We start from the raw sequence: 14,721 nt of genomic DNA, 5'->3' as shown, positions 1-14,721 counted from the left end.
GACACGTTCACTGCCATGTGGAACACGCTCCCGACGGACCGTCGCCTGTCGTGTCCGGGTCCGGGTCGTACTCGTTGCCGGGAATCTGGTAGCCGTCACCGAAGCACAGCTTCACCGAGTTGTCCCAGCTGACCAGGACCGTCCGGTACGTCTTGGTGGTGCCGGCGACGAGGGTGTTGTGCTGGCCGGACCCGTTACGGATGATCCTGCCCTTCCCGCCATAGGCGGGCTGCGCCCAGAGGTGCAGGAAGAGCCACGAGTAGTCCGGCGCCGTGGTGAAGTCGAAGTCGGCCCAGGCGGCCCCGCAGGCCCGTGACCGGTAGATGGTCGCCTGCCCTCCGCCGAGGTGGTCCATCGCGACCTGTTTGACCGCGACCTGATCGGCTCGACAACCCTCCTCGCCGGGCCATCGGCCGTCGCACTTCCAACCGTTGCAGTTGACGGCCGCTTGGGCCGGGGTGGCCTGGACCACCGTGCCCGCGCTCGCCATCAGGACGAGCGCGGCAAAAACCGCATGCAGACGTAGTCGCACCTGTACACCCCCGTGAGCGAAAGGACGAAACCTTGGGTCACGCTAGCCTCACCGTCGGTGGCCGCGACAGACTTGAGTCTGTCGATGTCTCGTGATAGACATCGAGCGCACCCCGACGGCTCGGCGGGGCGGATGAAACGGGGATCGGGCATGGTGGGGCATGGTGGCAACCGCATGACCATTGAGCACGCCACCGCGCACCCTGCGGCCGACCCTCCAGAACAGCACCGGCGTCGGCGACCGTTGTGGTGGCTGGCTCTCGTGCTCGCCATCGCGGCCCTGGTCACCACGGCGGTCGTCGTCGCCCGGCAGACCTCCGACCCGCCGGTACGGCGCGGTGCCGAGCGGAACACGCCGAGCGGCGGCGCTGCCGCCCCCGGCACCCCGGGCGCGGTCGGGCCGGGCACCGGTGCGCCGACCGCGGAGGCCCCCGCGGCGCCTGGCGCCGCTGTGGACGGGGACAAGCCGGCGCCGACCCGCTCACCCTTCGACAACGGCGACACGGTCTTGCCCGGCGTCGATCCGCAGGCGCTGATGAGACGGCTGACACAGCGGTGGAAGCTGCGGGTCTACACCAATCCGTACTTCGGCTCGGCGACCCGCCAGAGTGGCACGGCCGGCGACCCGGCCGGCGGAACCCGCCAGGTGACGCTGTTTCTCGACCAGGAGAAGCGGCTACGCCGCGTGTACTGCGGGGCCAGTGGACCGGGCGGTCGGCCGCTCACCAGCGAGGGGCGGCGGTTCATCGACGACTGTGCCCTCGGGGCCCTCGCCGCCGGCACGGACCGCGACAGCCTCGACGCCTGGCTGGACCGCCGGATCACCACCAGCGGGGGTGCCCAGCCCGAGCGGGAGGAGGGTCAGGTCGGCGACTACCTGATCGTGCTGAACCGCGTCCCCGGTCTGGTCGCCGTCGAACTGACCCGGCCGGCCTAGCTAGCGGTTCACCACCGCGACCGGGTCGACGACCGCCACCCGGTCGGCGACGGCGGTCGCCTGGTATGCGGGGGCGGTGCGGGCGCGGGTCGCCACGTTGGCGGCGACCAGGGCGGCGATGGTGAGCGCCACCCCGGCCAGCTCAATCCCGACCGGCCGGTAGCCACGGGCGATCTGCACCGCGAAGGTGGTCACCGGGACCAGGTTCATGAACAGCGCGGCGTTGGCGGTACCGAGCCGCTGCACGCCGGTGTTCCAGGCCAGCACCGCGACCACGGCGCCCAGGATCACGGCGTACGCCAACTGCGGCGCGACCGCCACCAGGTCGGCGGGGGCCGGCGCGTGCTGCCAGCCGACGCCGTCGGCGAACACGCTCGCGGCGAGCATGGCGGCCGTGCCGGTGAGCGCGGTGAGGGTGGTGTAACGCAGCGGCGACCAGCCGTCGAACCGGCTGGCGCCGTGGGTGTAGATCGCCCAGCCGAGCACCGCGCCGACCATCATCAGACCGCCGAGGCCGAACTGACCGAGCCCGGCCAGGCTCCCGCGCGTGATCACCAGGCCGACGCCGAGAAGCGCCACCAGGGAGAGGGCCAGCAGGAGCGGCTTCGGGCGTACGCCGTCGCGGACCCAGCGGACCAACTGGGTGATGACCGGGGTGGTCGCCACGAAGAGGGCGACCAGCTGCGGTGCGGCGTGCCCGAGCGCCAGGTTGGTGAGCACGTTGAAGCCGGCGAAGCCGACCACGCCGAGCACCGCCACCTCGACCGCCCGCCCGCCGAGCCGCAGCGCGCCGGCGCCCTCGCGGAGCAGCAGGACGCCGACCAGGATGACTGCGGCCAGCAGGTAGCGGGCGGTGGTCAGGTTGAGCGGGTCGACCCAGGTCAGCGCGCTGGCCAGGATCGGAAACATCGCTCCCCAACTGAGCACGGCGAGCAGCGGGTAGGCGGCGGCGCGGGATCGCATCGTCAGCTCCTATGTTCGAGTATCGTCGAACCAACGGCACCGACCCTAGGACGTTGTTCGACAATTGTCGAACAACGGTTACACTGGTCACATGGAGCTGCACGAACCCGACCTGGCCGCCGTGCCGGTCACCGCCGTGCTGGCCGCGCTCGCCGACGACGTACGACTACAGATCGTGCGGGCGCTCGCCGAGGGCGGCGAGTACGCCTGCAACACCTTCGAGATCGGCGTCTCCAAGGCGACCCGCAGTCACCACCTGAAGGTGCTGCGCGAGGCCGGCCTGACCCGCACCCGGGCCGCCGGCACCAGCCGCTACGTCCGCCTCCGCCGCGAGGAGTTGGACCGCCTCTACCCCGGCCTGCTGGACGCGGTCCTCGCCCCCCGCCCACCGGCCTGACGCCACGTCAGCCTCGCGCGCTGCGACGACGCCCGCGCGCTGCGCGCCGGATGGGCACGCACCATCCGAGCGCTTTGGAGCTGAGTCGTTTACGACATCGCCAGAGCGGCGGCTTCGCGGGCCTGGGCGACTCCCTGCATGATCCACTCCGTATCGCCGACGTTGCGGCGTCCAGGTCCTGTGGTTACCGAGATGTCGGCGGAACGAAGTGGCTCACCAGGCCGGTGTCACCTGACCCCGGCGGCGATGTCCCAAACGATTCAGCTCCAAAGGCACACCAGGAGCCGGGCCGGGCCGGGCGGCGACGGGACGCTCGGATGGGTGAGGATGATCGAATGGCTTCCCGCGGCACGGCAGCACGGCGCACCATCCCCAGCGCGGCGGCGTTGACCGTTCTCCTGGTCGGCGCATGCGCTCCCGCCGACCATCGGGGCCAGGCCGGGGACGGCCCGAACGCGCGGCCCGGGCTCACCACCGCGGCGAGTCCGACACCGTCGGCGTACGTCAGCCCGCCGTTCTGGTGCCCCGAATCGGGCGTCCGGATCCGGTCGACCGGATCGGACGCCGCCATGGGGCTGCGCGCCCTCGGCCTGGAGCTGGTCAACTGCGGTGACCGCCCCTACCGGGTCAAGGGATACCCGGCGCCGCGGGTGCTGGACGAGGACCGCAAGCTGATCATCCTGCGCGTGCTGCCCGGGGCGAAGGGGATCACGCCGGGCTTCGACCAGCCGCCCCGGGAGGTCACCCTGCAAGCCGGGGAACGGGCCACCGCCGTGGTGCTCTGGCGCAACCTGGTCACCGATTCGACGGTGGTGGCCACCAACGGGGAATACCTGCGGGTCGCCCCCGCCGCCGGGCAGCCCGCCGAGGACGTCGACCCGGACGGCCCGATCGACGTGGGCAACACCGGCCGGATCGGCGTCAGCGCCTGGAAGAAGGCCGACCCGTACACGCCGGTACCGACCCGGCCGGCCCCGCCGCCGCCGCCGCCGCCAACACCGGACAGCCGGCTATGAGGTGATGTCCTTGCGGGTGAAGCGCCAGAACGCCAGTCCCCAGAACAGCGTCGCGTAGCTGATCGCCGAGATGCAGCCGCGCACCACGTCGTCGGTCTGCACCGGGGTGGAGAGCAGCCCCAGCCAGGCGGTGCTGAAGTGGGTGGGCAGGAAGTCACGCAGCGCGCCGAGGGCGGTGATCTGGTCCAGGATGCTGGACAGGATCCAGAGCAGCACCGCGCCGCCCACCGCGCCCAGCGCGGCGTCCGTGGTCACCGACAGCAGGAACGCCAGGCCGGCCACCGCCAGCAGCACGACCGCCAGGTAGCCGAGCACGGCCAGCAGGCGGAGCAGCCCCTCGGTCGGCTCCAGCTCGGCGGCGACCGTGCTGCGCAGCGGCGACCAGCCGTATCGCAGGGTGCCCGCGGCCAGTGCGGTGCCGGCCAGCAACAGCAGGGCCAGCCCGGAGTACGCGAGCGCGACCACCAGCTTCACGGCGAGCAGCCGGGCCCGGGGCACCGGGATCGCCAGCAGGTAGCGCAGACTGCCCCAGCTCGCCTCGCTGGCCACCGTGTCGCCGCAGAACAGCGCGACGACGACCACGAGCAGGAACGACGCCGACACGAAGATCGAGAACAGGGTGAAGTTGAGCCCGCCGGACGTGGCCAGGTCGACCAGGCTGGCGAACTCGTTGTTGCCGTTGTCGTCGTCGCCGCCCGAGTTGAACTGGAAGGCGACCAGGATGATCAGCGGCAGCAGCACCATGAACCCGAGCGCCAGCTGGGTCCTCCGCCGCGACGCCTGCCGGCGGAACTCCGCGCCGAACGGCATGGTGGCCGACGGCCGATAACCGCGGGCCTCACCCGCGTCAGTAACAGCCATCACCGGTCACCGCTTCCCCGAGAGTTCTCGCCCACCAGGGCGAGGAACGCGTCCTCCAGGCGCCGCCGAGGCACCACCCGGTCCACCCCGATACCGGCGCGCACCAACTCGGCCACCACGTCGCTGCGGGCCGTGCCGTTGGTGTCGACCACCAGCTGACCGTCGCTCTCCGGCAGGACCCGGACCCCGTGCAGCCGGTCCAGCACCGCCCGCGCCGCCACCGGGTCGGTGACGTCGAAGAGGACGCTCGGCGACTCGCCCACGATCTCCTCCACCGGCCCGGACGCCACGATCCGGCCCTTGTTCACCACCACCGCGTGCGTGCAGGTCTGCTCCACCTCGGCCAGCAGGTGGCTGGAGACCAGCACCGCCCGGCCGTCCGTGGCGTACCGCTGGAGCACCCGGCGCATCTCGGCGATCTGCGGCGGATCGAGCCCGTCGGTGGGCTCGTCCAGCACCAGCAGCTCGGGAAGACCAAGCATGGCCTGGGCGATGGCGAGCCGTTGGCGCATCCCGTGGCTGTAGTTCCTGATCTTCCGGTGCACCGAGTCGCCCAGCCCGGCGATCTCCAGCGCCGCGTCGAACTGCGCGTCCTCCCACGGCCGCCCGGTGGCCCGCCAGTACGCCTTCAGGTTGTCCAGACCCGACAGGTGCGGCAGGAAACCGGGGCCCTCCACCAGCGCGCCGATCCGGGACAGTACCGGCGAGCCGGGCACCAGCCGGCGACCGAAGACGTAGATCTCCCCGGCGGTCGGCTGGGTCAACCCCATAAGCACCCGCAGGGTGGTGGTCTTGCCGGCGCCGTTCGGCCCGAGCAGACCCACCACCTGGCCCGGGTGCACCTCGAAGTCCACGTTCGACACCGCGACGAAGCCGTCCGCGTACTCCTTGCGCAGCCGGCGCACGGCCAGCGGCGTGCCCGCGTACTCCGGGTGCACGGAGCGGTCCTGCCGGCGGTGCCGGCGGCGGACCACGGCCACGACCACGACGAGCCCGATCACGATGGCGGCGAGCAGGCCGGCGAGCACCCAGCGCCAGATCGTCGCCGTGGTGGGGATCGGTTCCCCGCTGACCGTGGGCAGGCTGACCGCGCCGTCCGCCGCCACCGTGTAGACGGTGGGCTGGGCCGGCGTGGTGTACGCCTGGTCGGAGGTCGCCACGACGACGCGCAGCCGGTGCCCGGCCTCGACCCGGCGGACGATCCCGGGCAGCGTCACGGTGACCGGGCGGGCGTCCTGCACCCGCTGCGGCAGGCCGGTGAGCCGGACCGGGGCGACCAGCCCGTTCGGCAGGGTGGCCGCGCCGTCCTTGTCGACGTCGTAGAGCTTGACGAAGAGCACCGCCTCGCCGGTCGGTGAGGCGGCCCGCAGGGTGACAGTGGGCGTGCCCGCCACGTCGACCGCGTCGGCCAGCGGCTTCGACTCGAACCGGGCGTGCTGGCCCGGCACGTCGCCGGCCACCCCGTCCAGCAGCGAGGCGAGCCCGCCGGCGAACGGCACCGAGGAGATGGCGGCCGGATTGCCGTTCGGCGGGTTCGCGATCGGCTGCGCCGGGCCGGTGACCGCCACCTCCCGGCGGGCGTTGCCGGTCAGGCCCGGGTAGTCGGCGCGGCGGAAACCGGTGGCGACCAGACCCCGGTCGAGCGCGTCGAAGCCGGCGATCCGCGACCAGGTGAAGTCGTCACCGGGCGGGTCGCCCTCGCCCTTGACGTAGTGGTCGAGCCACTGGACGGTCAGGAACTTCACCCGGTCCTCGTCCGAGCGGGGTCCACTGCCGCCGTCGTGCCCGCCGGTGAACCAGGCGACGCGTACCGGGGTGCCGCTGGCGGCGATGCCCCGGGCGTTCGCGTCCGCCTCACCGAGGGGGAAGAGGGTGTCCGCCTCGCCCTGCACAAGCAGGGTGGGCGCCTTGATGCGGTCCAGCACGCCCGCCGGGCTGGACCGGCGCAGCAGGTCCACGGCGGCCTGGTCGGCCCGACCGGTGGTGGCGATCCGCAGGTACGCGGCACACACGTCGGCGGCGAACCGGCCGCAGGACGGGTCGGCGGCACCCGCCGGAGCGCCACCGGGACCGGTACCCGGGCCGGCGCCCGGCCCCGGGCTGGGTGGGCCGGCGGACGCCGGCGCGCCCTGCGGCTGGGCGGCGGTCCCGCCGGAGAACCCGGCCGGGCCGGAGCCCACGTTGCCGCCTCCGCCGAAGAAGAGACCGGCCCAGCCCTTCTTGAAGACGCCCTCGGTCGGCGCCCCGCCGGTGCTCTCCGGCAGGAACGCCCGGGACAGGTCGTTCCAAGTGATCATGGGGACGATCGCGTCCACCCGGCGGTCCTGGGCGGCCAGCAGCAGCGCCAACCCGCCGCCGTACGAGCCGCCGACCACGCCGACCTTCGGGTCGCCAGCACCGTCGGCGCGCACCTCCGGCCGGGCGGCCAGCCAGTCCAGCAGCCGTTGCGCGTCGCGTACCTCGTAGTCCGGGTTGTCCAGGTGGATCTCGCCGCCGCTGCGGCCGAAGCCCCGCGCGGTCCAGGTGAGCACCGCGTAGCCGCGCCCGGCGAACTCCTCCGCGTCGGAGCGCACCGACTCCTTGGTGCCGCCGAACCCGTGCGCCAGCAGCACCGCCGGCACCTGGTGATCGGACGAGGCGTCGGTCGGCAGGTAGAAGGTGGTGTCCAGGTCCACCGGCTGGTCGCCGGCCGGTCCGGAGCGGACCGTGAGCATCCCGCTCTCGGTGCGTACACCCGATCCCCGCGGCCACACCGCCCAGGTCACGGCGGCCACCAGGAGCACGACGACAGCCGCTGCGGCGATCGCTCGGCGGCGGGTGGGCAGGGCACGCCGGAACCACGCGGCCGGCGACGGCGATCTCATGCGGCACACGGTACGGGCCGCCGGCTGAGCGTTGGCTGAGATCCGCCGTACGTCCGTCCGGTTGCCCCGATCGGCGGTTCGGCCAGGTGCGACCGCGCACCGTCAGACGCGGCACAGTGAGTTGAGTTCGGATCACGTGAATTCCGATCTTCGGCGGATATCCACCTCGATCCCTTCATGTCACACCCGCCGATGGGACGCAACGTGCCGGCAACACGGACGAACGGTGACATCGCTCGAACTGACGCAAACCTGACTCACCGGCAACCGTTCGGCAACGGACGATTCGGCTAGTTTTCCGGTCCGGTGCACGGGACTCGTCGGCGAACCCGACACCGCGCCGAGCCCCCGCCCGACGCCGGAGGAGACACACACATGACAGTCCCCGCGCCACGGGCCCGTCGACGGCCGTCCATGTGGGGCCGAGTGCTGCCGCTGCTACTCGTCGCGGCGCTGCTGGCGCCGGTGGGTCTGCTCCTCACGCAGACCTGGCGGCAGACCGGTGACAACCGCGACCTGGCCGCCCGGGAGCGGCTCGGCGTGCAGTACCTCAGCGCCCTCGCCCCGGTCACCGACGCCCTGGTCGAGGCCCAGTCCGCCGCGGTCAACGGCCGCCCCGCCACCGGCGAGGCGCTGACCCGCGCGGTCGAGGACGCCGCGGCGGTGGACGCCCGGATCGGCACCGAGCTGCGCAGCCAGGAACGCTGGGCCGGTCTGCGGGCCAAACTGGAGGCGCTGCGCGAACGCAGCCCCACCGACCCGGAGTCCGCCTACACCGCGTACGGCGAGGTCACCGATCTGCTGCTGGCCCTGCATCGCAAGGTCCGGGAAAGCTCGGGGCTGGTACGCGACCCGGGTGCCGACTCCTTCTTCCTGCAGGACAGCGCCGGCCAGGAGCTGCCCGAGGCGGTGGTGTTCGCCGGCCGGCTCGCCGACCTGGGCACGCTCGCCCCTCGCCGGCCGGCCGCCGAGCAGACCCGCAGCCTGATCGAGCTGACCGGCCTGCGGGTGGCCGCCCTGGCGCCCGCCACCGACCTGGTCGACAACCTGCGCTCCGCGGTGGACAGCTCGGAGAGCACCGACCTGGGCGCGAACGTGCTGACCCCGCTGGACACCTACCAGCGCTCGGTGGAGGCGCTGGCCGCGTACTCCGCCCCGGTCCCCGGCACCGGAACGGTTGACCCGGGCCGGCTGGCCGCCGCCCGGCTCGACACGCACACGGCCGCCCTCCGGCTCCAGCCGGTCATCCTCAGCGAACTGGACGCCCTGCTGGTCGAACGGATCGACCGGCTGGACCGGGACCGCTGGCTGGCAACCGGCGCCGGGGTCGCCGCCGTGCTGCTGCTGGGTTGGCTCGCCGCGCTGCTGGTCGCCGTCGGCCGTCGGGCCCGTCGCCGGGCCGCGATGCCCGTACCGCCCATGGAGAGCCGCGACATCCCGCCATCGGGCGACGCCTGGCAACCGGCGATCCGCACCGGACGGTCCGCTGACCCGCGGCCACTGCAACCGGTGGGCGCGACCCGCGACCCGGAATCCGCCCAGTGGGGGCCGTCAGATGCTGCTCGGTAGGCTCCGGATCCGCGGCAAGCTCGCGCTGCTCGTGGTGATCCCCCTGCTCAGCATGGTCGGCCTCGCCGTGCCCGCGGTGCTCGACCGGGTGGACGCGGCGCAGCGCGCCAGCGACATCGCCGAGCGGGTGCGGCTCGCCAGCCGGGTCGGCAGCCTGGTGCAGGACCTCCAACAGGAACGCATCCTCTCGGTCGGCTTCCTGCTCGGCCGGGTGGAACGCGCCGAACTGGTCCGCAAGACCGCCGACGTGGACGACCGTGTCGCCGACCTGCGGGCCGGGGGAAGCGACGCGCTGACCGACCAGGTCGACCACGCCCTGTACGGGGTGTCCAGCCTCATCGACCTGCGGACCGCCGTCCTTGCCCGCGCTGCGAGCCCCACCCAGGTGATGGACGCGTTCGGCCCGGTCAACCGAGGGATGATCGAGTCGCTGCGGCTGGCGTTCAGCGTGGACACCGACACCCGGCCGGGCCGCCAGGTGCTGGCCCTGGACGGGCTGCTGCGCGCCGACGAGGGGCTGGGCGCCTGCGCCACCCTGATCGTGCTGGTCAAGGCGACCGGCAGCGCGCAGGCCAGCGCCGGGTACGTGGCGTGCATGGCCGCCCTCCAGGTGGACAACCAGCGCTTCCGCAGTCTGATCACGCCCGAACAGTTGACGGTGGCCCGGCTCAACGACGTGGCCGTGGCAGCCCGTACCAGCCCCGACTTCCTGGTCACCAGCGCCCGGGACCCGGCCGGTGCGATCCGCGACGTTCCACTGGACGTGCTCTTCCCGTCCGTCCGCTCGATGATCGGGCTCGGCCAGTTCGTCGAGAAGAAGCTGGTCGCCGACGTACTCGCCGAGGTGACCGCCGAGCAGCGGCGGGCGCTGATCGCCGCGTACCTCGTCGGAGGCGCCGCGGCGCTGATCCTGGCGATCGTGGTGCTGCTCAGCACGGCCGTCGCCCGTACGGTGGCCCGGCCGTTGACCCGGCTCACCCGCTCCGCCGACCGGGTCGCCCGGGTCGCCGAGGCGGAGCTGGTCCGGGTCACCGACGACGAGGCGGAGAGCGCCCAGCCGGTCCGTCTGGATCCGGTGGACATCCGCGCCAACGACGAGATCGGCGACCTGGCCCGGGCCTTCGACCGGGTGCAGAGCACCGCGGCCCGGCTGGTCGAACGGCAGGTCGCCGGCCGGCGCAACGTGGCGCAGATGTTCGGCCACGTCGGCCGGCGTACCCAGAACCTGGTGGGCCGGCAGCTCGCCCTGATCGACCGGCTGGAGCAGCAGGAGGTGGACCCGGGCCGGCTGGAGCACCTGTACCGGCTCGACCACATCTCCAGCCGGCTGCGGCGCAACGCCGGCAGCCTGGTGGTGCTCTCCGGCTCGGCCGGGGCGGACGCGCACACCGCGCCGGTGCCGCTGGCCGACGTGGTCCGGCTGGCGCTCGGCGAGATCGAGGACTACACCCGGGTGGAGGTGCGGGTGCCGGCGGGCATCTCGGCCGCGCCGGCCGTCGTCGGCGACCTCGTTCTGGCGCTGGCCGAGCTGATGGAGAACGCCACCATCTTCTCCCCGCCGCACACCCGGGTGCTGGTGGCCGGTGAGACGTCTGGGCTCGGTGCCCGAATCACTGTGGTGGACCGCGGCATCGGGATGACGGAGCAACGGCTGGCCGAGGAGAACGCACGGCTCACCCGGCGGGAACGGCTCGACCTGGCGCCGACCGAGGTGCTCGGCCTCTTCGTGGTGGGCCGGTTGGCCCGCCGCCATGGCTGGGCGGTGAGCCTGACCGCCACCGACGGCGGCGGGGTGACCGCCCAACTGGAGATCCCACCGGCGTCGCTGGTGTTGCGCCGCGCCGACCGGGCCGGGGCCACCGTCGCCCGGGCCACCGTGCCGGACCGGGATCGGCGCTCGCCGGCCGCGCTCGGCCACAGCCGGGGCGCACGGTCCCTCACGGCCACCGCGGCACCGGCCGGCTTCGACTCGGACGTGCTCAGCCGGGCCACCCGCAGCCTGGAGTCCGGTGCGTCCTGGGACGCGTTCGGCACCGGGGAACCGGGCGCCAACACGAAGCCATCCGCACCGGTCGACCTCCCCACCACCGACTCGGGCCTGCCCCGACGACCGGGGCGTGGGGCGACCGGTGGCGGCCCGGGCATTGCCGCCGCCGGCATCCGCCACCCGGGCCGCACCGTACCGGCGCCGGCACCGGAGGGCCCGGGACCTTCGGACACCCCGACCGGCCCACGGGTCCGGCAGCGGGTGCCCGGGGCCAACCTGCCCGCCGCTTCCGCGCCGGTCGGCCCGGTGGACGCCACAGGCGCCGACCCGGCAGCCGCCCGCGCGCTCGTCGAGGCGTTCCAATCCGGCGTACGACGGGCGGAGCTCGGCGCCGCCGCCGGCAACGGCCACCCGAGCGTGACGGTCGACCTGCCCGCCACTCCGGGGAGTCTCGCCCCCACGGTGGCCGACAGCGCCGGCCCGACCGGGGCGACGCCGGGCCGGCCCCGGCTGAGCCGGCGGGTGCCCGGGGCGAACGTCACCGCCACCCCGCCCTCCCCGCCGACCAGACCGCACCTCGGCGACCCGGCCGAGGTTCGCGATCTCATCACCGATTTCGAGGCGGGCGTCGCCCGCGCTCTCCGCGAAGTCAGCCCAGACCGCCGGAACGAAGAAGGATCAGCCCAGTGACCAGCCCCTTCCTGCACGACAACGTCGACCACCAGAGCCAGTCCGGCAGCGCCGGGGACCTCAGCCCGGAGGCCCGCACGTTCAACTGGCTGCTGGACTCCTTCACCTCCAGCACGGCCGGGGTGCTGGAGGCGATAGCGGTCTCCTCGGACGGGTTGCTGATGGCCATGTCGGCCATCAAGGACCGGTCCAACGCGGAACGGCTGGCCGCCGTGGTCTCCGGCATGACCAGCCTCGCCGGCGGGGCGGCCAGCTGGTACGCCCTCGGCGGCCTCAACCGGGTCATCGTCGACATGGCCGACGGCTACCTGCTGATCAGCGCGATCAGCAGTGGTTCCGTGCTCGGCGTGGTCGCGGACCGGTCGGCGAACCTGGGCACCGTCGCGTACGAGATGACGCTCTTCGCCGGACGGGCCGGCGGCGCCCTCACGCCGCGGCTGATCGTCGAGCTGAAGAACGCCGTCCAGCAATGACCCGCGACGTCGCAGGTGAGGATCCGGATCCGGGGCCCGGGGCCCGGATCCGTCCCTACCTGCGCACGGCGCCCTCCACCGACGGCGGCGGGTCCGCGGAACCAGCGCCGGAGGCGGGTGACGGCTGGCCGGCCGGTCCCCGGCCGTTCGTGCTGACCTCCGGACGGGTGGCGGGCGCGGACCCGGCGATCGGGCTGGAGACGCAGGTGACCATCCGTCCGGACACCGGTCCGTGGATCGCCCCGCCGGCCGTCCCACTCGCACCAGAGCTCCAGGCGATCATCGCGCTCTGCGCCGAGCCGATCTCGGTGGCCGAGCTCTCGGCCCGGACGCGGCTGCACTTCGGCGTAACCCGGGTCCTGGTCGGCGACCTGCGCGCCGCCGGGCACCTGGATGTGCACGTCACCGACGCCGACAACGCCTTCGACCCCGACCTCATCCTGCGAGTGATTGATGGACTCCGTGCGATCTCCTGAATGGCCGGTCGCCCCGCTCGGGGGACTCGTCGGCAACAGCGCCGCCGCCCGCTACGGCACCTCGCCGGGCATCGGCCCCGCACTCGGGCGCACCGGGCAGCCACCGGCCGCGCCACCTCCGCCGTACCGGCTGCCGACCAGCACCGGGTCGACGCCACCACCGGCCCACCGGCCGCCGGCCGCGCCGCCCGTCCCGGTCAAGATCCTGATTGCCGGCGGGTTCGGGGTGGGCAAGACCACCACGGTCTGGGCGATCTCCGAGATCGCGCCGCTGACCACCGAGGCCGAGATGACCAGCGCCGGAATCGGTGTGGACGACCCCGGCGGCCGGTCGGCCAAGACCACCACCACCGTGGCGATGGACTTCGGTTGCGTGACCATCGACCGAAGCCTGAAGCTGTACCTGTTCGGCACTCCGGGGCAGGCCCGGTTCGGCTTCATGTGGGACGACCTCGCCCGGGGCGCGCTCGGCGCGCTGGTGGTGGTCGACAGTGCCCGGCTGGACGACTGCTTCCCGGCCATCGACTTCTTCGAGCGGGCCGGCCTGCCGTTCGTGGTCGGGGTCAACGCCTTCGACGGGCGGCTGGCCCTGGAGCTGGGTGAGATCCGCTGGGCGCTGGCCATCGGAGATCATGTACCTCTGGTGCAGTTCGACGCCCGGGACCGGCTCTCTGTGCGGGACGCCCTGCTGGTCGTCCTGGATCGTGCGCTGGACCGGGCCACCCGGGACAGGAGGGCCTGAGCCGACCGGCTCCGGCCGTGGCGGGAAGGGGTGTGATCTGGTGAGGGGCGACCTGGACGAGACGCTGGCCCGGCTGGCCCGGCGCGAGGAGGCGCTGCGCCGGCGGGCCAACGACCGTGCCGAGAACGCAACACCGCCGGGTCCGGCCGGCGCACCGGCCGACCTCGGGAACGGCCGCACCGACGCCCGCAACGCCGGGCCGGGTCGGCACGCGGGGCGGGACACTCCCGGCGAGGTGGCCGGCTGGGGCCCGGTCGAGGAGGTGGCCGAGGCGGTACGCCAGGTCGTCGGCGCCCACCCGGGGCTGGCGGTGACCGTCCGCGTCGAGCACGCCGGGCGGACGTACCCATTGCTGATCTCCTGGGACGGCGCGCACGTCACCGTCGGTCCGGAGCCCTCGGCGGCCCCGGTGGAGCCGCCGCCGGCCTGGCCGCTGTCCGGCCGGACGGTGCCGGCCTGGGCACCCGGCCCGAATGGGCTGACCCCGGACCCGGCCGCCCGGCTGGCGGAGCTGATCCGGCGGGACCCGTCGCTGCTGGACGAGTTGGATCCCCGGCGCTGACCGCGGGACTGGCTGGCGGCGGCTACGGTCGGGCGGTGGCGCAACCCGACCTGACTCTCACGGCCAGCCTGCGGCCGGCGGCGCTGGACGCCCGGCGGGGCGTCGTCCGGCTGCACCCGGAGGTGCTGACCGCGCTGGGTCTGCGCCCCGGCGACCCGGTCCGGCTGGCCGGCCGACGGGAGACCGCCGGAATCGTGGCGGCGGCCAAGCCGGGCGCGAGCCCCGTCCTGCTGTACGCCGACGACCTGACGCTGGGCAACCTCGGCCTCCACGACGGTGGTCAGGTGCGGGTGACTCCGGTGCCGCTGACCCCGGCGAGCCGGGTCACCCTGACCGGGCCGGTGGAGGTGGTCGCGGCGGTCAGCCCGGAGATGCTCCGGCTCGCCCTGCTGGGCAAGGTGGTCACCGCCGGCGACGACGTCTCGCTGTTGCCGCAGGACGTGCTGCCGGACGCCTCAGTACGCAGCCTGATCGAGGCGGCCCGACGCAGCCTCGCCAACACGGTCGGGTTCGCCTGGACCAGCACCCTGCTCACCGTGGTCGCGGTCGAGCCCACCGCTGGCGCGCTGGTCACCATGGACACGCTGGTCGGCTGGGAGCACGGCCCGGCCACCCACGGCGCCATCCCCGGGCGACTCCCCCCGGCGGAGCGG

The 14,721-nt window shown here is 73.7% G+C and carries 13 protein-coding genes and 1 pseudogene; 10 read left to right on the top strand and 4 right to left on the bottom strand.

Annotation, left to right across the window (positions count from 1 at the left end):
* Positions 1-7: 7 nt before the first annotated feature.
* Positions 8-532, bottom strand: a complete 525-nt coding sequence (locus tag GA0070607_RS14870; protein ID WP_157743159.1) for a DUF2690 domain-containing protein — start codon at positions 530-532, stop codon at positions 8-10.
* Between the two features lie 174 nt (positions 533-706).
* Between GA0070607_RS14870 and GA0070607_RS14865 the strand changes: the two genes are divergently transcribed.
* Positions 707-1,468: a hypothetical protein gene (locus GA0070607_RS14865; protein WP_157743158.1), complete on the top strand. Its 762-nt coding sequence runs from the start codon at positions 707-709 to the stop codon at positions 1,466-1,468.
* On the opposite strand, the gene GA0070607_RS14860 is transcribed toward GA0070607_RS14865, so the two are convergent.
* On the bottom strand, positions 1,469-2,431 hold the full coding sequence (locus tag GA0070607_RS14860) for a DMT family transporter (RefSeq protein WP_089018739.1): 963 nt from the start codon (positions 2,429-2,431) through the stop codon (positions 1,469-1,471).
* Positions 2,432-2,522: 91 nt separating this feature from the next.
* Between GA0070607_RS14860 and GA0070607_RS14855 the strand changes: the two genes are divergently transcribed.
* Together GA0070607_RS14855 and GA0070607_RS14850 are read left to right on the top strand one after the other, a co-directional pair.
* Positions 2,523-2,828 (top strand): ArsR/SmtB family transcription factor, encoded by a 306-nt coding sequence (locus GA0070607_RS14855; RefSeq protein ID WP_089018738.1) that lies wholly within the window; start codon positions 2,523-2,525, stop codon positions 2,826-2,828.
* A gap of 335 nt (positions 2,829-3,163) precedes the next feature.
* Positions 3,164-3,844 carry a DUF4232 domain-containing protein gene (locus GA0070607_RS14850; RefSeq protein WP_231931044.1) on the top strand — a complete coding sequence of 227 codons (681 nt, stop codon included), beginning with the start codon at positions 3,164-3,166 and terminating at the stop codon, positions 3,842-3,844.
* Here GA0070607_RS14850 and GA0070607_RS14845 read toward each other — a convergent pair.
* Together GA0070607_RS14845 and GA0070607_RS14840 are read right to left on the bottom strand one after the other, a co-directional pair.
* On the bottom strand, positions 3,839-4,705 hold the full coding sequence (locus tag GA0070607_RS14845) for an ABC transporter permease (protein ID WP_089018736.1): 867 nt from the start codon (positions 4,703-4,705) through the stop codon (positions 3,839-3,841). The genes GA0070607_RS14850 and GA0070607_RS14845 overlap by 6 nt on opposite strands.
* A complete protein-coding gene (locus GA0070607_RS14840; RefSeq protein WP_089018735.1) occupies positions 4,705-7,569 on the bottom strand; it encodes an alpha/beta fold hydrolase in 2,865 nt (954 codons plus the stop codon). Before GA0070607_RS14840 ends, GA0070607_RS14845 begins: the two co-directional genes overlap by 1 nt.
* Before the next feature lie 375 nt (positions 7,570-7,944).
* Here GA0070607_RS14840 and GA0070607_RS14835 point away from each other — a divergent pair, with 375 nt between their 5' ends.
* The 7 genes and pseudogenes from GA0070607_RS14835 to GA0070607_RS34130 form a co-directional block, all read left to right on the top strand.
* Positions 7,945-9,138 carry a hypothetical protein gene (locus GA0070607_RS14835; RefSeq protein ID WP_089018734.1) on the top strand — a complete coding sequence of 398 codons (1,194 nt, stop codon included), beginning with the start codon at positions 7,945-7,947 and terminating at the stop codon, positions 9,136-9,138.
* On the top strand, positions 9,125-11,815 hold the full coding sequence (locus GA0070607_RS14830) for a sensor histidine kinase (protein WP_089018733.1): 2,691 nt from the start codon (positions 9,125-9,127) through the stop codon (positions 11,813-11,815). The genes GA0070607_RS14835 and GA0070607_RS14830 overlap by 14 nt, the downstream gene beginning before the upstream one ends.
* Entirely contained in the window at positions 11,812-12,288 is a 477-nt protein-coding gene (locus tag GA0070607_RS14825) for a roadblock/LC7 domain-containing protein (protein ID WP_172899035.1), read from the top strand. Before GA0070607_RS14830 ends, GA0070607_RS14825 begins: the two co-directional genes overlap by 4 nt.
* The gene (locus GA0070607_RS14820; RefSeq protein ID WP_089018732.1) at positions 12,285-12,764 is read left to right on the top strand and encodes a DUF742 domain-containing protein; all 480 of its coding nucleotides are present in this window, start codon (positions 12,285-12,287) and stop codon (positions 12,762-12,764) included. Before GA0070607_RS14825 ends, GA0070607_RS14820 begins: the two co-directional genes overlap by 4 nt.
* Entirely contained in the window at positions 12,742-13,506 is a 765-nt protein-coding gene (locus tag GA0070607_RS14815) for a GTP-binding protein (RefSeq protein WP_089018731.1), read from the top strand. The genes GA0070607_RS14820 and GA0070607_RS14815 overlap by 23 nt, the downstream gene beginning before the upstream one ends.
* Before the next feature lie 40 nt (positions 13,507-13,546).
* Complete coding sequence (locus GA0070607_RS14810) at positions 13,547-14,068, top strand: hypothetical protein (RefSeq protein WP_089018730.1); 522 nt, start codon at positions 13,547-13,549, stop codon at positions 14,066-14,068.
* 35 nt (positions 14,069-14,103) lie between these two features.
* Positions 14,104-14,695: pseudogene (locus GA0070607_RS34130) on the top strand (AAA family ATPase); the annotation flags it as partial.
* Positions 14,696-14,721 lie beyond the last annotated feature (26 nt).

Origin of the sequence: Micromonospora coriariae (assembly GCF_900091455.1) — a bacterium.
Classification (GTDB): domain Bacteria; phylum Actinomycetota; class Actinomycetes; order Mycobacteriales; family Micromonosporaceae; genus Micromonospora; species Micromonospora coriariae.
This window is presented reverse-complemented; position numbering and strand designations above follow the sequence as displayed.